The sequence below is a fragment of the Leifsonia sp. EB41 genome (assembly GCF_041262565.1).
Lineage (GTDB): Bacteria > Actinomycetota > Actinomycetes > Actinomycetales > Microbacteriaceae > Leifsonia.
In genome coordinates, this window is sequence record NZ_JBGCCJ010000001.1 from 1,037,451 (window position 1) to 1,058,738 (window position 21,288).

Below are 21,288 nucleotides of genomic sequence, written 5' to 3' on the forward strand. Positions count from 1 at the left end.
CGCGGCGCGCCGTGTTCCTGGGTCTTCGCCGGAACGGCGCATACACTCCCGTATCGGGACGTAAGCTCGAACCATGACCCTGATGGACATCCCGTTCCGCACCATCGATGGAGCTCCGACCAGCCTCGCCGAATACTCGGGCAAGGTCATCCTCGTCGTCAACGTCGCCTCCCGCTGCGGACTCAGCCCGCAGTACGAGAAGCTGGAGCAGCTGCAGGAGACCTACGGCGACCGCGGATTCACGGTGATCGGCTTCCCGAGCAACCAGTTCCTCCAGGAGCTCAGCTCGACCGAGGCGATCAAGGAGTACTGCTCGACGACGTGGGGCGTCACCTTCCCGATGATGGAGAAGATGCGGCTGAACGGCCGCAACGCGCATCCGCTCTACACCGAGCTGACCACGCACCCGGACATCGACGGCAAGGCCGGCAAAGTGAAGTGGAACTTCGAGAAGTTCGTCATCACGCCGGAGGGCGAGGTGCACCGGTTCCGGCCGCAGCTGGAGCCGGACGACCCGCGGATCGTCGGACTCATCGAGGCGTCGCTGCCGGCGACGGTCTGAGCCGCGCGGTCAGGCTCTGCGGAACCAGCGGCCACCGACGCGCTCGGTGAGCCGCCAATCCCCGGTGTCCGCGAGCGAGCCGAGGACGGCCACCGCGTGCTGGGCGACCCGGAGCGCGTCGTGGGCGCCGTCCGCGGTGAAACGCACGGTGATCCGCGCCTCCCGGCTGACGACGTCGACACTCGACGCCTCGACGGTGGTCAGCTCGGCCACCGCGGCGGCGGCAGCGGGCTCGATCTCGGTCGGGGCCACGTCGGGCCGCAGGAGGCCGACGGGGATGATCACACGAAACGAAGGCACGCGCCGAGCCTACGTCGGATACGAAAACCCCGGCGTACGCTGACCGGCGGGGAAACGGAAGGGGGTGCGCGGATGCACACCGGATCACCGGACACACGAGAGCTCTACATCGTCCAGGACGTCGGACTGACCACCGACGAACTGGAGGGCTTCGACAGGATGCTGGACGAGCGACGCCAGGGGGGCGTCGCGGAGTCGCAGCGGGTCGCGGAGGCGCTGGGTTCGCTGCTGTCGTCGCGGTCGGAGTCGACCGCCGACGACGAACACGACCCGGAGGGCCCGACGCTGAGCTCGGAGTGGAGCAGGCTGCACGCCCTCCGCTCGGAGATCGCGGCGGACATCTCGGACGTGGACGCTGCACGCGAGCGCATCCGGCTGGGACGCTACGGCACGTGCGCGTCCTGCGGGCGCGCGATCGGCGTGCCGCGGCTGGAGGCCCGGCCGACGACCGAGCTGTGCATCGTCTGCGCGGTCGCCGCCGAGCGCTGAGCGGCCCTCCCGGCATCGCAGGAGGACCTTCCCCCGCGCGTCGCGGGTAGTCGAGGGGCACGTTGATGTCACTTCTTGCGCGCGAAAGTGACAACTACGTGCCCCTCGCGGATGGGCTTCGCGCGAGGCGGGGTGCGGGTTAGCGTGCCGTGCGCGACGCGCGGTAGACGGCCTCGGTGCGGCTCGCGGCGCCGACCTTGCGAAGGATGCTCGAGACGTGGACGCTCGCGGTCTTGGCGGAGATGAAGAGGACCTCGCCGATCTGCTTGTTGCTCAGGCCCTGCTCGATGAGGGCCAGGACCTGCTCCTCGCGTTCCGTGAGCGGGGCGCCGGGGCCGAGTGCGGCGGGACCGCCGGCGGCGCGGGCGCCGCGGGACGACATCAGGGCCACCGCAGCCTCGACCAGGAGTCCGAAGCCGAAGCGCACGGCCTCGTCGCGGGCGGCGACGGCCAGGCGTTCAGCGGCGGTCCGGTCTCCCGCGGCGCGAGCGACCCGCGCGGCGCGCACGAGGGCGTACGGGTGGAGGTGCGCGGGGGCGAGCGGCGATGCGGACGCCTCGATGGCGGCCTCCCAGGCCACCCGGGCGCCGTCGAAGCGCTCGGCGGCGGACAGGTCCGATCCCGGCTCGTCCGTTGCCGCGGCCAGCGCGGTCGCGAGTTCGGCCCTGATCACGGGACCCCACGCGACGGCGGTCGGCCAGCCTTCGATGGCGACCAGCGCGGCGTCGAGGCGGGCGGCCTCCTCGGTCACGTCGACCGGGGTGTCGCGCTCGGCGCGCTCCTGGGCGGAGCGGAACGCCACGTCCGCCAGGGCGCGCGCCGCGGCGGCGAGCACGGGGAGGTCGTAAGCGGGCAACGGCCGGTGGGTGGACGCGCGCACGGGCGCGGTGTGCTCCCAGGCGTCGAACGCGTCGCCGCGCGCGATCGCGACCTCGGCGGCGAGCCGGGCGACGCCGAGCTCGGACTGGACCTCCAGGTCGCCGAGCGTGCGCAGCCCGCTGTGCCAGCGGCGCAGCAGGGTCTCCGTCGTCTCGAGGTCGCCGCGCCACAGCGTGATCCACAGCTTCATGCGCTGCAGGTGCGCGCGGAAGGTCGGCGGCGGGTCGAGGGCGAGCGCCGGCTCGAGCAGCGACTCCGCCCGGTCGAGTTCGCCGAGCGCCAGCAGCGGCTCCACCGTGTTGGAGGACAGGATGACGCCGGTGGAGCGCTCGACGCCCCGCGCGCGGGCCTCGCGGACGCCCACCTCGGCGAGCCGAACGGCCTCGGCGTAGTGGCCGAGGTTGTTCATGGCGTCGGACGCGTTGACCGCGTAGCGCAGCTCGGCGGAGGAGTCGTTCTCGGCGAGGCGCCCCGCCTCGTCCAGCTCGGCCAGCCCGCGCTCCACGGCGCCCTGGGACACCAGGGAGCTGCCGAGGATGTTGTGCGCGACCGAGCGCAGCGCCGGCGAGCCGTCGCCGGCCTCCTCGATCGCCCGCGTCGCGACGGCGACCGCGTCGTCGAATCGGGCCGCGAGCATGTACCGGGCGGCCAGCTCGGCGAGCAGTTGGAGCCGGAGGCCGTCGCCCTCCGGCAGCGTGCCGGGCGGGACGACGTCGAGCGCGCTCTGCAGCAGCTCCTGGACGCCCATGCGGTTGAGGTTCTGGAGGTACTGCGCCTTGTCGCGGAGCAGTCGCGCCTGCCGGGCGGGCGGAAGACCCTCCGCCGTCTCGAGCGCCATGTTGACGAGGGCGAGCGCGCGCTCGTTGTCGCCCGCGTTGCGCAGCGCCGAGGCGGTGCGGGCCAGCAGCTCCGTGCGGCCTCCGCCCTTCATCCACGGCGCGCTCAGCTCGTCGGCGTCGGGCACGCTGTCCCAGAGCTCCAGAGCGCGGTCGCCCATCGCCGCGGCCGTCATGTAGGCGTACGACATCCGCGCCTCGCTCAGCGCCTCCAGCGACGCGATGAAGGCGCGCCGCAGGTCGTGCGCGGCGAGCCAGTGCGTGGAGAGCTGGGTCGCCGAGCGCTGCGGGCTGGCCTCCAGCGCCTCCGCGAACCGCATGTGGAACCGGCCGCGCTCGCCCGGCAGCAGGTCGGCGTGGATGGCCTCGCGCACCAGCGCGTGCCGGAAGGTGTACTCGGTGGAGTCGGCCACCAGGACGTTGGCGACCACGGCCTCCCGCGCCGCCGCGTCGAGCTCGTCGGGAGTGCCGTCGAAAACCGCGCTGAGCAGTTCATGGTCGACGCAGGACCCTCCGGCGGAGACCAGGCGGAGCAGCCGCTGCGCGGGGTCGCTGAGCTTCTCGAACCGAGCGAGCAGCAGCTCGCGCAGCGTCTCGGGCAGGTCTTCGCCGGTCGCGAGCCCGTCGATGCCGATCAGCTCCTCGACGAAGAACGGGACGCCCTCGCTCATCATGTAGACGCGGTCGACCGTCGCGCCGTCGGGCTCGCAGCCGAGCAGGCGTTCGATGAGCGCCTCCACCTGGCCGCGGCCGAGCCTGGCCAGCTCCCAGCGCGTGACACGGCGGGTGCGCTCCAATTCGGCCAGGTAGGCGCGCAGCGGGTGGCCGCGGGTGATCTCGTCGGTGCGATAGCTCAGCAGGACGAGGAGGTGCCCGCGCTCTGCCATCCGGACGATGAACCGGAGCAGTTCGAGCGTCGCCGTGTCGGCCCAGTGGAGGTCCTCGACCGCCAGAACGAGCGGACGCTCGGCGGACAGCGTCTCGAACAGGACCGTGACGAGCTCGTACAGCCGCTCGGCCCCCGTTCGCGCCGGCACCGCGGAGTCGTCGGCCAGCTCCGGCAGCAGCACGGACAGGACGCCCGCGCCGTGGCCGGCGGCCTCCAGCACCGCGTCGAGCCCGCGGAGCTCGATGAGCCGGCGCAGAATGGCCGCGAAGGGCGCGTACGGAGACCCGTCGTTGCCGAGGTCGACGCACCGGCCGAGCAGCACCGTGGCGGACCCCTCCGCCTCCGCCAGGAACTCGGAGAGCAGCCGGGACTTGCCGATGCCGGCCTCCCCGCCGATCACGACCGCGCGCAGACCACCCTCGCGACGAACCCCGTCGAGCTCGTCGCGCAGCGCCTCGAGATCGGACTCGCGCCCGATCATCGTGGGGCTGGAGGCCGGTGATCGCATGGCCTCATCGTGCCACGGACCACCGACATCCGAACCCCCGTCCTGCCACGCTTCGCCCACGGCAGAACGGTGGTCATCGCCCTGCGTGGGCGAGCTCCCGCCGGTCCTCGTTCGCGGCCTCGGGAGCCGTCACGGAGGCGTGCTCCTGAGCCGTCCCGGACCCGGCCGCGGCCGGCGCTGCGACGGACTCGGCCACGGCCTGCGCCGCCGCGTGCCGCGCCCGGCGCCCGGCCGCCCGCTCCGCCCGGCGCTCCGCCCGCTCCTCGCGGAGGCGGCGCACCAGCTCCCGGTCGTGCTCGGCCCGCTGGGCATCCCCCGCGTTCACCCGCGCGGCCACGAACTCCTCGGACAGCATCATGATCCCCACACCCTTCGTCGCACTGTTTTCTCGATGACCTCAGACTCGTCGCTAAGGACCCCCTCCCACATCGGGAAGATGCCCTATTCCGGCGTCCCGAGGACTCAGATGGAGGCGCGCAGGTCTCAGGTGCGGGACTCGACACCGCGCGAGGCCGGGGGCAAGCTGACGGCATGGCAACGGTCAACGAGCTCCAACCGCCTTACCGGGTCGGCTACATCGTCGGCAGCATCTCGTCGGGGTCCATCAACCGCAGGCTCTCGAAGGCGCTCCTGAAGCTGGCGCCGGAGGAGCTGGTCTTCACCGACATCGGGATCGCCGACCTGCCCCTCTACAGCCGCGACTACGACGGGGACTTCCCGGAGGTCGTCCGCGACTTCAAGGCGTCGATCGCGGCGCAGCAGGCGCTGCTGTTCATCACGCCCGAGTACAACCGCTCCATCCCCGGAGCGCTGAAGAACGCGATCGACTGGGCGAGCCGGCCGCACGGCGAGAACGTGATCGCCCGCAAGGCAACGGCCGTGATCGGGGCGTCCACCGGTCCGATCGGCACCGCGGTCGCGCAGCAGCAGCTCCGCAGTGTCCTGAGCTTCCTGCAGGCGCCGCAGATGAACGCGCCGGAGGCCTACATCCAGCTGAAGCCCGGCCTGATCGAGGACGACGGGACGGTCACGAACGAGTCGACGGAGGCCTTCCTCCGCCGCTTCATGGTGTCGTTCTTCGAGTACATCGAGCGGGTGCTGACGGTCGTCCCGGCCCCGCGGTAGCCGGGCGACGGTCAGCGACCGCCTTCGCGCTTGCGGTGCCGCTGGGCGACGGCCTGGGGGCCGTAGGGGTAGACCTCCGAGCGCGGCGCGCTCGCGTCGTCGAGCCGGTAGAGCTGATCGTCCGTCAGCTCCAGCTCGCCCGCCGCGAGGTTGTCGTCGAGCTGCTCGAGCGTGCGGGCGCCGAGGATCACGCTCGACACCGCCGGACGGTCGACCAGCCAGGCGAGGGCCACTTGCGACATGCTCGCGCCGGTCTCCTCGGCGACGGCCTGCACCGCGTCGATGACCTCCCACGTGTGCGGGTCGGCGTTGCGGGCGTCGAAGGCCTCCATCCCGCGCTTCGGGTTCTCGCCGAGCCGCGTCGCACCGGTGGGCGACTCGTCGCGGCGGTACTTGCCGCTCAGCCAGCCGCCGGCCAGCGGCGACCACGGCAGGAGACCGATCCCGGAGTCCAGTGCGGCCGGGACGATCTCGTGCTCGATGCCGCGCACCAGGAGGCTGTACTGCGGCTGCAGCGTGACCGGCGCGACGAAACCGTAGGCGTCCGCGACGGCGACGGCCTTGGTGAGCTGCCAGCCGAGGTAGTTGGAGAAGCCGTAGTAGCCGATCTTCCCTGCGGTCACTGCGTCGTCCAGGAAGCGCAGCGTCTCCTCCAGCGGGGTGAGGTAGTCCCAGGCGTGCATCTGGTAGAGGTCGATGTGATCCACGTCGAGCCGGCGCAGCGAGTCGTCCAGGGCCTTGCGCAGGTGGGTGCGGGACAGGCCGAGGTCGTTGGAGCCGGGCCCCATCGGGAAGCGCGCCTTGGTCGCGATGACGAGGCGGTCGCGGGCGCCGTGCTTGCGGGACAGCCAGCGTCCGATGATCGTCTCCGACGTCCCCGCGCTGTAGACGTCCGCGGTGTCGATGAGGGTGCCGCCGGCGTCGACGAAGCGATCCAGGATGGCATGGGAGGTCGGCTCGTCGGCCTCCGCGCCGAAGGTCATGGTGCCGAGGGCGAAGGCGGACACGATGGTTCCGCTGTTTCCGAGGGTCCTGAGGTCCATGCCCCGACGCTAGCCTCGTCGCGGCTTATCGCCTACCGTTTGGCAACGTGAAGCTGCTGATGCTGTCCGACACGCACGTCCCCCTCCGGGCGAAGGCGCTGCCGCCGCAGGTGCTGGCCGAGGTGGAGGCGGCGGACGTCGTCCTGCACGCGGGCGACTGGGTGGACGAGGCGACGCTCGACCTGCTGGAGGAGCGGTCGCGGCGGCTGATCGGGGTGTGGGGCAACAACGACGGCCCCGGCCTGCGCCGCCGGCTGCCGGAGGTCGCGCGGTTCGAGCTCGGCGGGCTGCGGTTCGCGATGGTCCACGAGACCGGGCCGGCGAAGGGTCGCGCGGAGCGCTGCGAGCGCGACTTCCCCGACGTGGATGTGCTGGTCTTCGGGCACTCGCACATCCCGTGGGACACGGTCGCGCCGGGAGGCCTGCGCCTCCTGAACCCGGGCTCCCCAACCGACCGCCGCCGCCAGCCGTTCTGCACGTACCTGACCGCCACAGTCGCCGACGCCTCCCTCACCGACGTGCGCCTGGTCCCCCTCCCGCCGCGCTAGGCAGGGAGCAGCAGTATCCCATCCGTGACGAGTGCGCGGACGGTCGGGAGGAGGTCGGCGCGCAGGGCGTCCTCGTCCACCTCCAGGAGCTGGGCGATCGCGCCGACGATCGCAGCCACGCTCAGCTCGCCGTCGCACGCGCCGACCAGCGCCGCCAGCCCGGTGTCCGCGCCGACCACGCGCCCGAAACCGCCGCCCTGGCGCAGCAGGATGGCTGTGGGCGAGTCGGCGCCCGGCCACAGGTGCCGCTCCTCGGCCACGTCGCCGGCGACCGTGAGCCGCAGCGCGCCGAAGGCGTCGTCGTCCAGCGCGGACTGCGCGTCGTGCGCCTCCAGGCACTCGCCGAGGTGGATGCCGAGTCCGGCCTGATTCGCGCCGAGGGCCCCGTGGAGGCGCTCGAACCGGCGCAGGGTCGGCACGCCCTCCGCCCGCCGCAGCAGCACGTAGCCGAAGCCGACCTCCCCGACCCCGCGCGCCTCGAAGTCGTCGAGCCAGGCGCCCAGCAGCGTGTCGAACGTCGCTCCCGGCCGGGTGCCGCCGTCCCGGATCCAGGTCTCGGCGTACTGGGCGGCGTCCTCGGTGTCGCGCTCGATCACCCACGCGTCGAGCGGGTGCGTGGAGTCGTCCACCCAGCCGCGCACGCGCTCCAGGGCGTCCGCCGTGTCGTGGTACTCCCAGTTGCCGAGGAGCTGGGCCACGCCGCCCGGGTTCAGGTGCTCGCCGCAGCCGGCGACGAACGCCGCGACCAGGGCGTCGCCGACCATCCCGCCGTCGCGGTACTCGTAGGCGGGGACGCCCTCTGTCCGCGGCGTGATCACGAACGGCGGGTTGGAGACGATGTGGTCGAAGGCCTCCCCGGCCACCGGCTCGAACATGCTCCCGAGCCGGAACTCGATGCCGTCGATCCCGTTCAGCTCGGCGTTGAGCGCGGCGAGCCGCAGGGCGCGCTCGGAGATGTCGGTGGCGACGACGCGCTCCGCGTGCCGGGAGGCGTGCAGGGCCTGGATGCCGCAGCCGGTGCCGAGGTCGAGCGCGGAGCGGACGGGACGCTGGAGCATGAGGCCGCTGAGCGTCATCGAGGCGCCGCCGACGCCGAGCACGTGGTCCTCGGGGAGGGCGCCGCCCAGCGCGAGCTCGCCGAGGTCGGAGACGATCCACCACTCGGCGGGGCCGAGAGCGTCCACGAAGGCGTAGGGGCGGAGGTCGACGGCGGGGGCGATCACGTCGGAGGGGTCGGCGCGCAGGAGCCCCAGCTCCACGGCGCCGTCGATCCCCACGGTGGGGAGGGCCGCCGTGGTAGCCGAACGTCCGACCGGTCGCCCGAGCACGAACAGCGTCGCGAGGGTCGCCAGCGGACTCGCTTCGCGCCGCGCGAGCTCCCGCTCGGCCGGGACCCGCTGGCCGCGGTGCAGCGCCTCCGCGGCCTCCTCGCCCCACAGCGCGGTCAGCCCGTCGACGGTGAAGCCGGCGGCGGTGAGGTCGGAGCGGAGAGCGTCGATGGAGGTCACGGGACAATTCAATCAGGAGCAGAATGGGCGGCGTGAGCCAGGAACAGACGACGATCCGCAGGCGGGCGGTCGTGACCGGGATGGTGCAGGGCGTCGGCTTCCGCTGGAGCGCCCGCGCGGAGGCGCACCGGCTGGGCGTGGCCGGCTGGGCGCGCAACCGCTCCGACGGCAGCGTGGAGGTCGAGGTGGAGGGGGACGCCGCGAGCGTCGACCGGATGCTCGACTGGCTGCGCGCGGGGCCGCCCGGCAGCGCCGTCGAGGAGGTGCGTGTCTCCGACGCGGTCCCGGACGGTGACGACGCGTTCCGCATCCGGCAGACGGACTGACGCCGCACCATCCCCACCCCTGACCTCGCGCCCCGTGCCGGGGCACAATAGGCACATGACCCGCGCGACGCTGCTGACCATCACCGTGCCGACCGGAGAGCCCGCCACCGGCGACCCCGGCTTCGCCCTCGCCGACTTCGACGCCGCGCAGGTGCGGATCACCGACCTCGGCATCACCCGCGGCGACGGCGTCTTCGAGACCATCGCCGTCATCGACGGCCACCCGCAGGCGCTCGGCCCGCACCTCATGCGGCTCGCGCACTCTGCCGAACTCCTCGATCTCCCGGTGCCCGCCGAGCACGTCTGGCACGAGGCGGTCCTCGCCGGGGTCGCGGACTACCAGTCGCGCAACGGCGAAGGTGGCGAGCTGTTCGCCAAGCTGATCTACACGCGCGGCGTGGAGGGTACGGGCCGGCCGAGCGGCTGGATCTTCGTCGACAAGGGCGAGGACTTCACGCAGCAGCGCCTCGGCCTCAAGGTCGTCACGCTCGACCGCGGCCTCCGGCACGACGTGGCGGAGACCTCCCCGTGGCTGCTCGCGGGCGCGAAGAGCCTCTCATACGCCGTGAACCGCGCGGCCCAGCGGGAGGCGGGGCGCCGCGGCGCGGACGACGTGATCTTCATCAGCTCGGACGGTTTCGCACTGGAGGGTCCGACGTCCAACGTGATCGTGCTCGCCGACGGGGTGGTCCGCACGCCGCAGACCGACCAGGGCATCCTCGCCGGGACGACGCAGGCCGCCGTCTTCGCGTTCTTCGCCGAGCGCGGCTACCCGACCGAGTACCGCCACATCACCGCGGAGGAGCTGGCGGCGGCCGACGCGCTGTGGCTGGTCTCCAGCGTCCGGCAGGCCGGCCCGATCACCCACCTCGACGGCCGGGAGTACCCCGTCGACGCCGCCCTCACCGCCGACCTCAACCGCTACCTCCTCTCCCGCACCCACTGAGCCGGACCCTCCTGTCCCGCACCCCTGAGCCGGCCCTCGCGTCGGCAACGGAGGAGTCTCGGCCCCCGCACGCCCGGAACTCCTCCGCTGACCCACCTCGGTCGGCGTGTCGACCTCTATCTCCTCCGTTACCCGCTCCACGGCGCGGGCGTCGGCAACGGAGGAGATCCGGGCCGACACGCCGAGCCATGTCAGCTAAAGGAGGAGAACGCGGGGGCTGGGGGTGGGATCTCCTCCGTTAGCCGCAGCGGGGAGCGGGGCCCGGTTCGGGCGGGCCGTTGGGGGTGGGGGTGGTCGGGAGGTGTTCACCCGCCCGTGGACTTCCCGTTACACCCCGATTCGCGGAGGCCGCTTTCGCCGTTTAGGCTGTACGACACCGTACCGGCGACGACGCCGGGACCGCCGCTATGGGGAACAGAGGCGCAGTGAAGGAGGGCGACGTGGACCAGGTCCCGAGCAGCATCGAAGTGCTGCGCCAGCAGGCGCGCGACGAGCTCTCCGCCATCATCGAGCACCGCTGCCGTGCGGGCGAGGACCCTTGGCACTTCATCCCCGACCTGCCGAGCGTCGACGAGCAGGTGATCATCGCCCTGCGTGCCGGAGCCATCGAAGAGTTCGACCTCGCCGAGGAGCAGTCCCGGGCGCACCATCCCGCTGCGGGCCGCGACACGTACACCCGGTTCGAGTACGGCGTGCTGCGCCGGATCGCGCTGGAGCACCCCGAACTGACCGAAGCGGTCTGGGGGATGCTCGACAAGGTGGAGCGCGCGTAGTAGACCAGGCGGCATGGGGATCGTCACTGCCGATATCGCTGTCTCGCTCGACGGGTTCGCCGCCGGGCCCAACCAGTCGCTGGAGAACCCGCTCGGCGAGCGCGGGGTGGAGCGCCTGCACACCTGGATGTTCGAGTACCGCGATGCGCACGTGGAGGAGATCGCCGCGATCACCGCGGCGGGCGCCTACGTGATGGGCCGCAACATGTTCGGCCCGGTGCGCGGCGACTGGCCGGCCGAGGGCGACACGTTCGGCGACTGGCGAGGCTGGTGGGGCGACGACCCTCCGTACCACGCGCCGGTGTTCGTGCTGACCCACTACGAGCACGAGCCGATCCCGATGGAGGGCGGGACGACCTTCGAGTTCGTCACCGAGGGCATCCACGCGGCGACCGACCTGGCGCGCGCGGCCGCCGGGGAGGCCGATGTCGCGATCGCCGGCGGCGCCGAGACGCTCAACCAGGCGCTCTGGGCGGGCATCGTGGACGAGCTGCGGCTGCACGTGGTGCCGCTCACGCTCGGCGCGGGCGAGCGGGTCTTCGACCGGGTGCCCTCCCTGCAGCTGGAGTTGCTGCGGTCGCGGGTGACGCCGGAGGTGGCGCACCTGACGTACCGGGTCGTCCGCTGAGCCCGCTCAGAGCCCGGCGGCCGCGGTGACCGGGAGATTACAGACGAAGTCGCGGCAGAGGTAGGCGGTCGGGAGGCCGTCGCGCGTGCCGCGGGCGGCGAACAGTTCGAAGCCTGCCGCCGCCAGCGCCTCGGCCTGGGCTGCGTGCACCAACGCGACCAGGTCGGCGGGATGGCGGCGGGCGGCAGCGACCAGACCCTCGGGGTCATCCGCCCCCTCCGCCGGCTCGCTCACGACGACGAGCTGCTGCGGCTCCCCCTCCAGCCGCGACATCAGCGCCAGCGCGGCTCCGAACGCGTTCGGGACGCTCGCCGCCGGCCCGGCCACGAGCCGCATCGCCTCGCGTGCGGCGCGCTCGTAGCGGCGGCTCGCCGTCATCAGGAACAGCGTGTGCGCCGCGGAGGCCGTCGCGGTGAGGCCGGACGGGTACGCGCCCTCGGACGGATCGACCCGCACGGCGAGGCCGGTCGACGTCAGCAGGGGGTCTCCGCCGCCCGGCACGCCGAACGGGCACTCGTCGCCTGCCGCGCCGGAGTCCTCGACGGCCGCCAGGCACAGGTCCACAAGTTCCCGGGCGGCGGTCGCGACCTCCACATCGCCGCTCGCGAGCGCCAGCTCAAGGAGGCCGCCCGCGAGGCCGCCGTAGTCCTCCAGCGTCGCCACCGCCTCCGACACGGCGCCGTCGACCGATGCGCGGCCGAGCGTGCCGTCGGGCCGGCGATGCGTCGAGAGCACGGAGCGCGCCGCCTCCCCCGCCGCGACGATCCAGGCGGGCCGGTTCAGGATCCGCCCCGCGCGGGCGAGCGCGCCGATCGCGAAGCCGTTCCAGCCGGTGAGCACCTTCTCGTCCAGCGCGGGAGGCGTGAGCGTCGCACGCTCGGCCGGCGGCAACCGGTAGTAGCCGCCCTCCACGCGGGCGCCGTCGATCACGCTCTCGGAGTCCTGCGCCGAGGCGAACGCACCGCCGGGCCGGCGGAGCACGCCGAGCAGGAACGCGGCCACCCCGTGCGCCGTGCGCTCGGCCCACTCCTCGCCGGTCTGCGCCCACGCCGTCGCGTACGCGTCGAGGAGCTGCGCGTTGTCGTACAGCATCCGCTCGTAGTGCGGGTCGCTCCAGTCGCGCCGGGTGGCGTAGCGGAAGAAGCCGCCGTCCACCGGGTCGCGCAGCGGGGAGTCCGCCATCCGGCGCAGGGTGCGGTGCGCGAGCTCGCGGCCCGCCGGCCGTCCCAGCAGGAAAGCGAGCACCGGGGCGACCGGGAACTTCGGCGCGCCGCCGAACCCGCCGTACAACGGGTCCTCGGTCTCTGCCAGCGCGCCGACCGCCGCGTCGAGAGCACGGCCGTCCGGCAGCTCGGAGGCCGTCGTGGCCCGCGCCGCCGCCGCGGCGAGCGCCTCCCCGACCGTGCCTGCGTCGGCCTCCACCTCGGCGCGGCGCTCCGTCCACGCGTCCGCCACCGCATCGAGGATCTGCGTGAACGAGGGCCGGCCTCCGGTCGCGACCGGCGGGAAGTACGTCCCGGCGAAGAACGCGCGTCCGGTGGAGGTGGCGAAGACGGTGAGCGGCCAGCCGAGGCCCTCGGTGAACGCGCTCGCCGCAGAGAGGTAGGCGGCGTCGACGTCGGGATGCTCCTCCCGGTCGACCTTGATCGACACGAACCGCTCGTTCATGAGCGCGGCGACCGCCGGGTCGCTGAAGCTCTCGCGGGCCATCACGTGGCACCAGTGGCAGGTCGCATAGCCGATCGAGACGATGACCGGCACGTCGCGGCGGCGCGCCTCGGCGAAGGCCTCCGGCCCCCACGGGAACCAGTCCACCGGGTTCTCCGCGTGCGCGCGCAGGTAGGGACTGATCGCGCCCGCCAGCCGGTTCGTCATGGGCTCACCCTATGACCCCGGGTCCGGTGGGAGCGCGCGGTCTTGCTATCGTGGAGGATATGGTTGCACACGCAAATACTCCGCTCCTGACCCTGAACAACGGCACCACTATCCCGCAGCTCGGCTTCGGCGTCTTCAAGGTCGACCCGGCCGAGACGACCCGCATCGTCACCGACGCGCTCGAGGTCGGCTACCGCCACATCGACACCGCCGCCATCTACGGCAACGAGGAGGGCGTGGGCGCCGCGATCGCCTCCTCCGGCATCGCGCGCGACGAGCTGTTCGTCACGACGAAGCTCTGGAACGACCGGCAGACCGACGCCGAGGCCGCCTTCGACGAGTCCCTCGCCAAGCTGGGCCTCGACTATGTGGACCTCTACCTCATCCACTGGCCGACCCCGCAGAAGGACACCTTCGTCGAGGCGTGGAAGTCGCTGGAGACCATCTACGCCTCCGGCCGCGCCAAGGCCATCGGCGTCTCCAACTTCCTGGTCCCGCACCTGGAGAGGCTGCTCGCGAACGCCGAGATCGTTCCGGCCGTCAACCAGATCGAGCTGCACCCGGCGCACCAGCAGCCGGAGGTCACGGCGTTCGCACGCGAGCACGGCATCCACATCGAGGCCTGGGGACCGCTCGGCCAGGGCAAGTACCCGCTGTTCGACGCTCCAGAGGTCGCCGAGCCGGCCGCCGCGCACGGCAAGACCCCGGCGCAGGTCGTCATCCGCTGGCACCTGCAGACCGGGAACATCGTGTTCCCCAAGTCGAACCGCCGCGAGCGGATGGCCGAGAACTTCGACGTCTTCGACTTCGAACTGACCGACGCCGAGGTCGCCGCGATCACGGCGATGGAGCGCGAGGGCCGCGTCAGCGCGCACCCCAACGAGGTCAACTGACCCCGGACCTGCCACAGCGGCGGGCGCGGAGGCGGGTCCTCCGCGCCTGCCGCCGGGCGGCTAGGCTCGCACCGTGAGAATCACCACGATCACGGGGAAGGTCATCTACGTCGTCGGCGTGTTCGGCGGGATCCTGGCGCTCAACTTCTTCATCATCGACCGCCTCGTCAACCCGGCGCTCGACGTGCTGATCGTCGCCGTGCTCAACGTGGCCTACGTGATCGTCGGGACCCGCATCTTCCGCGGCGAGGGCGAGAACCGCGAGGATCCGCGGCCCTGGTGGCGGGCGACCGGGCGCCCTGCGGCGGGATTCTGGCTGGGCGGGATCCTCGCGATCCTGGCCTTCATCTCCTGCGTCGGCGCGCTCGCGAGCAAGCCGGAGAACGCGGTCGTGCCCGCGGTCGCGTGCATCAGCTACGCGCTGCTCGCCGCGTACTACCTCAACTCCTCCTACCGCCTCCGCCTGCTCGACACCGCGCCCTGACCCGTCTCCGAGGATTCGGGCTCACCCGACCGGCGTCTGCGACTCGAAGCGGGCGACGAGCTCGCGCTTGAGCACCTTGCCGCTCGGGCCGAGCGGGAGGGTCTCCAGGATCTCGACCCGGCGCGGGTACTTGTACGCCGCCACGCGATCCTGCGCGAACACGACCAGCTCCTCCCCCGTCGCGTCGGATCCCGGCATCAGCGTGACCGCCGCCATGATCTCCTGGCCGTGCGTGTCGTGCGCGACGCCGAACACCGCCACGAGCGCGACGGCGGGATGCGTCGAGAGCGCCTCCTCCACCTCCCGCGGGTACACGTTGTAACCGTTGCGGACGATCATGTCCTTCTTGCGGTCCACGATCGTGATGTAGTCGTCGTCGCTCTTCGTGCCGAGGTCGCCGGTGCGGAACCAGCCGTCCACGACCGCCTCCGCGTTGGCCTCCGGGAGGTTGAGATAGCCCTTCATCAGGTTGTGGCCGCGGATGACGATCTCGCCGAGCTCGCCGCGCGGCAGCAGGTGGATGGCGTCGTCCACCTCCGGGTCCGCGATCTCGACGTCGACGCCCCAGATCGGCTGGCCGACGGTGCCCACCCTGGTCGGCTTCCCGCGGCTGTTGAACGAGGCGACCGGCGAGGTCTCGGTGAGGCCGTAGCCCTCGTGGATGTCGATGCCGTAGACCTCCTTCATCCGTTCGATGACCGCGACCGGGATGGCGGCCCCGCCGCTCAGGCCGTAACGCAGCGGCGGGCGCTCCGGGTTGGTCTTGGCGGCCTCCAGCAGCGCGATGTACATGGTCGGCACGCCGGTCATGATCGTGCAGGCGTGCGCGTTGAGCAGCTGCAGCGCGGTCGCACCGTCGAACTTCGGCACGAGCACGATGGTCGCCCCCGCGCGGAAGCCCATGTTCATGACGCAGGTCTGCCCGAAGGTGTGGAAGAGCGGGAGGCAGCCGAGCACGCGATCGGTCGGCTCGAAGTCGAAGGTGCCGGAGAGCAGGACGTTCACCTGCTCCACGAGGGCGAAGTGGCAGCCCTCCGCACCCTTCGGCTTGCCGGTCGTGCCGCTCGTGTAGAGGATGGTCGCGGTGTCCACCGGGTCGCGCGGCACGTACGTGTCGATCGGCTCGGCGCCGGCCGCGGCGTCCTCCAGCCGCGGGAACGGGAGCTGCTCGACCATCTCGTCGGGCACCAGAACCGAGAGGGTGGGGACGCCCGCGAGCGCCGCGCCCTTCGCGCCCTCGGCCAGCAGCGGCGCCGCGCAGATCAGCAGCGTCGATCCGGAGTCCCGCAGCACGTACTCGATCTCGGCCGCCTTCAGCAGCGCGTGGATCGGGACGACGACCGCGCCGAGGGCCAGCACCGCGTAGTAGGCGCGCGGGAAGTCGGGCACGTTCGGGATCATCAGCGCCACCCGGTCCCCCGGCCCGACGCCGAGGTCGCGCAGAGCTCCCGCGTAGCGGCGGGTCTCGTCCCAGAGGTCGCGGTAGGCGATCTCCTGGCCGTTGAAGATCAACGCCACATTGTCGGGCATCCGGTGCGCGGTCTCGGCCAGGATGCTGGCGACGGACATGGTGGCGTAGCCGTGGGGCATGGCGGGGCTCCTTCGTCGACGGTGACGTGACCCGGTCGGGTTGAGGGAAACCTACGTCACGGTGCGGGCGCCCACAATGCCCAATTCGCGCCCCTCCCCACCCTCTACATCTCGGCCGAGGGGCACGTTGCTGTCACTTAGGGCACCCGAAAGTGACAACGACGTGCCCCTCGGCGGCTGCGAACGGGGGTCAGGTGCCGAGGATGGACTTCAGGGTGGCGGTGTAGTCCTCGAAGGCCCGGCGGCCGGAGGTGGTCAGGGCGAGGTAGGTGACTGGGACACGGCCGCGGTGCGTCTTCTCGACCTCCACGTAGCCGGCGTCCTCCAGCTTGCGCAGGTGCGTCGCCAGGTTGCCCGCGGTGAGGTCGAGCAGCTCCTGGAGGCGCGGGAACGACATGCTGCCGCCCTCCGCGACCGTCGCCAGGGTCGCCGTGATCTTGAGGCGGGCGGCGGCGTGGATGATCGGGTCCAGCTCGTCCACGCCGGTCACCCCCGCCGGGCGCTCGGGGTGCGCAGCGTCCGGAGGGTGACGATGGCTCCCGCGCCGAAGATCACGCCGCCCGCGACGGCCATGAGCAGCAGGTTGGGGCCGAGGCCGAGGAACGGCGCGACCGCGCCCACGACCAGCAGGGCGAGGCCGAGCACGAGCTGCAGCCGGTCGTGCCAGATCGCGGAGCCGGCGAGGTAGAGGGTGCCGCACATCAGCGCGTAAGCGCTCGGGAAGTACAGTCCGGCGAAGTCGCCCGCAAGGCCCTGCACGATCATGCCGATGCCGAGCAGCGCGAACGCGACGGAGCACACCGACCAGGAGACGCCGTAGACGGTGCCCGCGTACTGGGACTCCCCGCGTACGCCGCGGCCGATGCGCGAGCCGATCACGGCGGAGGCGACGATCGAGCCGGCGATCAGGACGCCGAAGACGATGCCGGCGACGACCGGATCGAACAGGCCGAGCTGCGCGAGGTAGAGGGCGAGGAAGCCGACCAGCCAGGCCACCGCCCACACGGTGTACAGCCAGACGACGGGGAGGCGGTATTCACGGCTGACACGACGTTGCTGGCCGTCGATGAGGTCCAGCATCTCCCGCGCGTCGCCGGGCGTGTTCTCGTTCATGCGCACTTTGTAACACAAAGTACTCTGCGTGCACAAGAGTTTTGCGAAACTGTAAATGTCCGCCGAACGGATAGACTGGAGGGCTCATGTCCGCACCGGTCGCCCTCCCCCGCATCGTCTTCCCGCCCGAGCTGCCCGTCAGCCAGATGCGGGACGACATCGCGCGCGCGATCCGCGAGAACCAGGTCGTCATCGTCGCCGGCGAGACCGGTTCCGGCAAGACGACGCAGCTCCCGAAGATCTGCCTCGAACTCGGCAGGGAGAGCATCGGCCACACCCAGCCGCGCCGGCTCGCGGCCCGCACGATCGCCGAGCGCATCGCGGAGGAGCTGGGCCAGAGCGTCGGCGAGCTGGTCGGCTACCAGGTGCGCTTCACCGACCGGGTGTCCGCGGCGACCCGCATCAAGCTGATGACGGACGGCATCCTGCTCAACGAGATCCACCGCGACCGGTTGCTGCGCGCCTACGACACGATCATCATCGACGAGGCGCACGAGCGCAGCCTCAACATCGACTTCCTGCTCGGCTACCTGCGCGAGCTGCTGCCGAAGCGTCCCGACCTCAAGGTGATCATCACCTCCGCCACCATCGACCCGGAGAGCTTCGCCGCGCACTTCGCCGCCGCGGACGGCACGCCTGCGCCGATCGTGGAGGTCTCCGGCCGCACCTACCCCGTCGAGCTGCGCTACCGGCCGCTCGTCGCCGAGGCACTGGAGGCCGACGAAGACGACCCGGACCCGGTGCCCGCGGCCGACCGCGACTACCTCCAGGGCATCAACGACGCCCTCGACGAGCTGGCCCGCGAAGCAGCAGGCGACGTGCTCGTGTTCCTCTCCGGCGAGAACGAGATCCGGGACGCCGCCGATGCGATCCGCGGCCGCAACCTCCCCGGCACCGAAGTGCTGCCGCTGTACGGGAGGCTGTCCTCCGCCGAGCAGCACCGCGTCTTCCAGCCCTCCACCATGCCCGGCGTCCGGCGTCGCGTGGTGCTCGCGACCAACGTCGCCGAGACCAGCCTCACCGTGCCCGGCATCAAGTACGTCGTGGACGCCGGCACCGCCCGCATCAGCCGCTACTCCACGCGCGCCAAGGTGCAGCGCCTCCCGATCGAGGCCATCTCGCAGGCGAGCGCCAACCAGCGCTCCGGCCGGTCGGGCCGCACCAGCGACGGCATCGCGATCCGGCTGTACTCGCAGGAGGACTTCGAGAAGCGGCCGGAGTTCACCGAGCCGGAGGTGCTGCGCACCAACCTGGCGGCCGTCATCCTGCAGATGATCTCGCTCGGGCTCGGCGACATCGCCGCGTTCCCGTTCCTGACCCCGCCGGACTCGCGCGGCATCAAGGACGGGCTGGACCTGCTGGCCGAGCTCGGCGCGACCCGCCCGTCCGCCCGCTCCGGCGGCATCGAGCTGACCAAGATCGGGAGCCAGCTCGCCCGGCTCCCCATCGACCCGCGGTTCGCCCGCATGGTCGTGGAGTCGAAGCGGCACAACACGTCGCGGGAGGTCATGGCGATCGTCGCCGGCCTCACCATCCAGGACGTCCGCGAGCGGCCGGTCGAGAAGCGCGGCAGCGCCGACGAGAAGCACGCGCGGTTCGTCGACCCGACCAGCGACTTCCTCACCCTGCTGAACCTCTGGAACTACCTGGAGGAGCAGCAGCGCGAGCTGTCCTCCAGCGCGTTCCGGAGGCTCTGCAAGGCCGAGTACCTCAACTTCCTGCGCGTGCGCGAGTGGCAGGACGTCTACCGGCAGCTCCGCCAGCTCGCCCGGCCGCTGGAGCTCACCATCGGCGAGCCGTCGATCAACCCGGACGGCATCCACCGCTCGCTGCTGGCCGGGTTGCTGTCGCACCTCGGGCTCAAGGACGTCAGGGAGTCGGGCAACAAGGGCTCCGCGCGCGGCCAGCGGCAGTCGGAGTACCTCGGCGCGCGCCAGACCCGGTTCGTGATCTTCCCCGGCTCGGCGCTCGCCAAGAAGCAGCCGAACGCGATCATGTCCGCCGAGCTCGTGGAGACCTCCCGGCTCTTCGCGCGGATGAACGCGGCTGTCGACCCGGCCTGGGCCGAGCCGATCGCCGGCGACCTCTGCAAACGGCAGTACAGCGAGCCGCACTGGGAGAAAAGCCAGGGCGCGGTCGTCGCCTACGAGCGCGTCACGCTGTACGGCGTGCCGATCATCCCGCGCCGGCGCGTGCAGTACGCGCGGATCGACGCCGAGCTGTCGCGCGAGCTGTTCATCCGGCACGCGCTGGTGGACGGCGAGTGGGACTCGCGGCAGGCGTTCGACCGGGCCAACCGCAAACTGCTCGCCGAGCTGCGCGAGCTGGAGGAGCGCACCCGCCGCCGCGACATCCTCAACGACGACGAAGCGGTGTTCGAGTTCTACGACGCACGCATCCCCGCCGATGTGACCTCCACCCGCTCCTTCGAGGGCTGGTGGAAGAAGGCGCGCACCGAGACGCCCGACCTCCTGACGATGACCGCCGAGGCGCTGCTCGAGGACGACGCGGCCGGGATCGACGAGGAGGCCTTCCCGCCGGTCTGGCGGCAGGGCGACCAGCGGCTCACCCTCCGCTACCGCTTCGAGCCGGGCGCGGAGGACGACGGCGTGACCGTGCAGGTGCCGCTGCCGCTGCTCGCCGGGCTGGTGCCGGACGGCTTCGACTGGCAGGTTCCCGGCCTCCGCCAGGACCTGGTCACGGCATTGATCAAGTCGCTGCCGAAGGCGATCCGCCGCCAGGTCGTCCCCGCCGCCGACTGGGCGAAGCGCCTGCTCGGCGAGCTGTCCAGCGCGGCCGGGATGGACGCCCACGCCGGGCGCCGGCCCGCGGCCTCCCTCGCCGAGACGCTCGCCGCCACCATCTCGCGGCAGACCGGCTCGCGGGTCAGCGCAACGGACTTCGACCTGGAGCGGCTGCCCGCCCATCTGCGGCCGACCTTCCAGGTGCTCGGCGAGCGCGGCCGCCCGCTCGCGAGCGGCAAGGATCTGATGGCGCTGCAGGAGCGGCTGCGCTCGCGCGCCCGCGACTCGGTCGCCCGCGTCGCGGAGGCGCGCACGCCCGACGCGATCGAGCGCTCCGGCCTCACCACCTGGGACCTGGAGGAGCTGCCCCGCCACCTCGACACGACGCAGAAGGGTCCGGGCGGCACGGTCAACACCATCCGCGCCTACCCCGCGCTGGTGGACGACGGCGCGAGCGTCAGCATCCGGCTGATGTCGACACCGACCGAACAGGCGCGCGCGCTCCCCGGCGGCGTCCGGAGGCTGCTGCTCGCGAGCATCCCGTCGCCCGTCGCGTACGTGCAGCAGCACCTGACCGCGAACGAGAAGCTGACGCTGGCGGCGAGCCCGTACCCGAACACGAAGGCGCTGTTCGACGACTGCCTGCTCGCCGTGATCGACTCGGTGCTGTACCGGATGAAGCCGGACGGCCAGCTCTTCATGCGCGCCGAGTTCGAGGCGGTCCGCGACCGGGTGTCGGGGGTCGTGATGGACTCGATGTTCGAGACGGTCGCGCTGGTCACCCGTATCCTGACCGCTGCGCGCGCCGCCGAGAAGGCGATCGGTGGCACGACGGCGCTGGCGTACCTGCCGGCGCTCAACGATGCGAAGACGCAGCTCGGTGGGCTGGTCTATCCGGGTTTCGTTTCGGCGACCGGCCTCGTCCAGCTCGCGCACCTCCCCCGCTACGTGAACGGGATCACCCAGCGCATGCAGGCGCTGCCGACCAACCCCGGCCGCGACCGCGCCTGGCAGACGCAGGTGGAGACGGCGACGGCGCTCTACACGGAGGCTGGCGGCCGCATCCCGCCCGCCGCGCACGCGCCGGAGAACCTCGTGCACGCGCGGTGGATGCTGGAGGAGTTCCGCGTCTCGCTGTTCGCGCAGTCGCTCGGCACCGCCGAGACGGTGTCCATCCAACGCATCCGCAAAGTCCTCGCCGGCTGACGTCCCGCCGCAATCTGTTCCGG

The 21,288-nt window shown here is 72.0% G+C and carries 20 protein-coding genes; 11 read left to right on the forward strand and 9 right to left on the reverse strand.

Annotation, left to right across the window (positions count from 1 at the left end; translation table 11 throughout):
- Positions 1-73: 73 nt before the first annotated feature.
- A complete protein-coding gene (locus ABH923_RS05065) occupies positions 74-562 on the forward strand; it encodes a glutathione peroxidase (protein ID WP_370054279.1) in 489 nt (162 codons plus the stop codon).
- Positions 563-571: 9 nt separating this feature from the next.
- On the opposite strand, the gene ABH923_RS05070 is transcribed toward ABH923_RS05065, so the two are convergent.
- Positions 572-862, reverse strand: a complete 291-nt coding sequence (locus tag ABH923_RS05070; protein WP_370054280.1) for a hypothetical protein — start codon at positions 860-862, stop codon at positions 572-574.
- A gap of 72 nt (positions 863-934) precedes the next feature.
- On the opposite strand from ABH923_RS05070, the gene ABH923_RS05075 reads away from it, so the two are divergent.
- Positions 935-1,351, forward strand: a complete 417-nt coding sequence (locus ABH923_RS05075; RefSeq protein ID WP_370054281.1) for a TraR/DksA family transcriptional regulator — start codon at positions 935-937, stop codon at positions 1,349-1,351.
- A 139-nt stretch (positions 1,352-1,490) separates the two neighbouring features.
- On the opposite strand, the gene ABH923_RS05080 is transcribed toward ABH923_RS05075, so the two are convergent.
- Positions 1,491-4,463 (reverse strand): AAA family ATPase, encoded by a 2,973-nt coding sequence (locus tag ABH923_RS05080; RefSeq protein WP_370054282.1) that lies wholly within the window; start codon positions 4,461-4,463, stop codon positions 1,491-1,493.
- Positions 4,464-4,536: 73 nt separating this feature from the next.
- Positions 4,537-4,821: a hypothetical protein gene (locus tag ABH923_RS05085; RefSeq protein WP_370054283.1), complete on the reverse strand. Its 285-nt coding sequence runs from the start codon at positions 4,819-4,821 to the stop codon at positions 4,537-4,539.
- Positions 4,822-4,994: 173 nt separating this feature from the next.
- On the opposite strand from ABH923_RS05085, the gene ABH923_RS05090 reads away from it, so the two are divergent.
- Positions 4,995-5,588 carry an NADPH-dependent FMN reductase gene (locus ABH923_RS05090; RefSeq protein ID WP_370054284.1) on the forward strand — a complete coding sequence of 198 codons (594 nt, stop codon included), beginning with the start codon at positions 4,995-4,997 and terminating at the stop codon, positions 5,586-5,588.
- Between the two features lie 11 nt (positions 5,589-5,599).
- Here ABH923_RS05090 and ABH923_RS05095 read toward each other — a convergent pair whose 3' ends face one another.
- Positions 5,600-6,631, reverse strand: coding sequence for an aldo/keto reductase (locus ABH923_RS05095; protein WP_370054285.1), 1,032 nt, complete (start codon positions 6,629-6,631; stop codon positions 5,600-5,602).
- A 47-nt stretch (positions 6,632-6,678) separates the two neighbouring features.
- Between ABH923_RS05095 and ABH923_RS05100 the strand changes: the two genes are divergently transcribed.
- Positions 6,679-7,179 (forward strand): metallophosphoesterase, encoded by a 501-nt coding sequence (locus tag ABH923_RS05100; protein ID WP_370054286.1) that lies wholly within the window; start codon positions 6,679-6,681, stop codon positions 7,177-7,179.
- On the opposite strand, the gene ABH923_RS05105 is transcribed toward ABH923_RS05100, so the two are convergent.
- Positions 7,176-8,687 carry a methyltransferase gene (locus ABH923_RS05105; protein ID WP_370054287.1) on the reverse strand — a complete coding sequence of 504 codons (1,512 nt, stop codon included), beginning with the start codon at positions 8,685-8,687 and terminating at the stop codon, positions 7,176-7,178. The two genes, ABH923_RS05100 and ABH923_RS05105, sit on opposite strands and share 4 nt — an antisense overlap.
- A gap of 32 nt (positions 8,688-8,719) precedes the next feature.
- On the opposite strand from ABH923_RS05105, the gene ABH923_RS05110 reads away from it, so the two are divergent.
- The 4 genes from ABH923_RS05110 (at position 8,720) to ABH923_RS05125 (ending at position 11,360) form a co-directional block, all read left to right on the forward strand.
- Positions 8,720-9,013 (forward strand): acylphosphatase, encoded by a 294-nt coding sequence (locus ABH923_RS05110; RefSeq protein WP_370054288.1) that lies wholly within the window; start codon positions 8,720-8,722, stop codon positions 9,011-9,013.
- A 55-nt stretch (positions 9,014-9,068) separates the two neighbouring features.
- A complete protein-coding gene (locus tag ABH923_RS05115; protein ID WP_370054289.1) occupies positions 9,069-9,959 on the forward strand; it encodes an aminodeoxychorismate lyase in 891 nt (296 codons plus the stop codon).
- Positions 9,960-10,399: 440 nt separating this feature from the next.
- The gene (locus tag ABH923_RS05120; protein WP_370054290.1) at positions 10,400-10,732 is read left to right on the forward strand and encodes a hypothetical protein; all 333 of its coding nucleotides are present in this window, start codon (positions 10,400-10,402) and stop codon (positions 10,730-10,732) included.
- A 13-nt stretch (positions 10,733-10,745) separates the two neighbouring features.
- The gene (locus ABH923_RS05125) at positions 10,746-11,360 is read left to right on the forward strand and encodes a dihydrofolate reductase family protein (RefSeq protein WP_370054291.1); all 615 of its coding nucleotides are present in this window, start codon (positions 10,746-10,748) and stop codon (positions 11,358-11,360) included.
- Positions 11,361-11,366: 6 nt separating this feature from the next.
- Here ABH923_RS05125 and ABH923_RS05130 read toward each other — a convergent pair whose 3' ends face one another.
- A complete protein-coding gene (locus tag ABH923_RS05130; protein ID WP_370054292.1) occupies positions 11,367-13,235 on the reverse strand; it encodes a thioredoxin domain-containing protein in 1,869 nt (622 codons plus the stop codon).
- A gap of 59 nt (positions 13,236-13,294) precedes the next feature.
- Here ABH923_RS05130 and ABH923_RS05135 point away from each other — a divergent pair, with 59 nt between their 5' ends.
- Positions 13,295-14,128 (forward strand): aldo/keto reductase, encoded by an 834-nt coding sequence (locus ABH923_RS05135; RefSeq protein ID WP_370054293.1) that lies wholly within the window; start codon positions 13,295-13,297, stop codon positions 14,126-14,128.
- Between the two features lie 73 nt (positions 14,129-14,201).
- Positions 14,202-14,612, forward strand: coding sequence for a hypothetical protein (locus ABH923_RS05140; protein WP_370054294.1), 411 nt, complete (start codon positions 14,202-14,204; stop codon positions 14,610-14,612).
- A gap of 21 nt (positions 14,613-14,633) precedes the next feature.
- On the opposite strand, the gene ABH923_RS05145 is transcribed toward ABH923_RS05140, so the two are convergent.
- From ABH923_RS05145 to ABH923_RS05155, 3 genes are all read right to left on the reverse strand, one after another.
- The gene (locus ABH923_RS05145; RefSeq protein ID WP_370054295.1) at positions 14,634-16,202 is read right to left on the reverse strand and encodes a long-chain fatty acid--CoA ligase; all 1,569 of its coding nucleotides are present in this window, start codon (positions 16,200-16,202) and stop codon (positions 14,634-14,636) included.
- Between the two features lie 190 nt (positions 16,203-16,392).
- The gene (locus ABH923_RS05150; RefSeq protein WP_370054296.1) at positions 16,393-16,683 is read right to left on the reverse strand and encodes a transcriptional regulator; all 291 of its coding nucleotides are present in this window, start codon (positions 16,681-16,683) and stop codon (positions 16,393-16,395) included.
- 5 nt (positions 16,684-16,688) lie between these two features.
- Positions 16,689-17,315 carry a hypothetical protein gene (locus ABH923_RS05155; protein ID WP_370054297.1) on the reverse strand — a complete coding sequence of 209 codons (627 nt, stop codon included), beginning with the start codon at positions 17,313-17,315 and terminating at the stop codon, positions 16,689-16,691.
- An 86-nt stretch (positions 17,316-17,401) separates the two neighbouring features.
- Here ABH923_RS05155 and hrpA point away from each other — a divergent pair, with 86 nt between their 5' ends.
- Complete coding sequence (gene hrpA, locus ABH923_RS05160; RefSeq protein WP_370054298.1) at positions 17,402-21,265, forward strand: ATP-dependent RNA helicase HrpA; 3,864 nt, start codon at positions 17,402-17,404, stop codon at positions 21,263-21,265.
- Positions 21,266-21,288: the final 23 nt, after the last annotated feature.

Coding starts and splice junctions, on each gene's coding strand:
- ABH923_RS05065 (WP_370054279.1), top strand. CDS start 74: ATGACCCTGATGGACATCCCGTTCCGCACCATCGATGGAGCTCCGACC.
- ABH923_RS05075 (WP_370054281.1), top strand. CDS start 935: ATGCACACCGGATCACCGGACACACGAGAGCTCTACATCGTCCAGGAC.
- ABH923_RS05080 (WP_370054282.1), bottom strand. CDS start 4,463: ATGCGATCACCGGCCTCCAGCCCCACGATGATCGGGCGCGAGTCCGAT.
- ABH923_RS05085 (WP_370054283.1), bottom strand. CDS start 4,821: ATGATGCTGTCCGAGGAGTTCGTGGCCGCGCGGGTGAACGCGGGGGAT.
- ABH923_RS05090 (WP_370054284.1), top strand. CDS start 4,995: ATGGCAACGGTCAACGAGCTCCAACCGCCTTACCGGGTCGGCTACATC.
- ABH923_RS05095 (WP_370054285.1), bottom strand. CDS start 6,631: ATGGACCTCAGGACCCTCGGAAACAGCGGAACCATCGTGTCCGCCTTC.
- ABH923_RS05115 (WP_370054289.1), top strand. CDS start 9,069: ATGACCCGCGCGACGCTGCTGACCATCACCGTGCCGACCGGAGAGCCC.
- ABH923_RS05125 (WP_370054291.1), top strand. CDS start 10,746: ATGGGGATCGTCACTGCCGATATCGCTGTCTCGCTCGACGGGTTCGCC.
- ABH923_RS05130 (WP_370054292.1), bottom strand. CDS start 13,235: ATGACGAACCGGCTGGCGGGCGCGATCAGTCCCTACCTGCGCGCGCAC.
- ABH923_RS05135 (WP_370054293.1), top strand. CDS start 13,295: ATGGTTGCACACGCAAATACTCCGCTCCTGACCCTGAACAACGGCACC.
- ABH923_RS05145 (WP_370054295.1), bottom strand. CDS start 16,202: ATGCCCCACGGCTACGCCACCATGTCCGTCGCCAGCATCCTGGCCGAG.
- ABH923_RS05155 (WP_370054297.1), bottom strand. CDS start 17,315: ATGAACGAGAACACGCCCGGCGACGCGCGGGAGATGCTGGACCTCATC.
- hrpA (WP_370054298.1), top strand. CDS start 17,402: ATGTCCGCACCGGTCGCCCTCCCCCGCATCGTCTTCCCGCCCGAGCTG.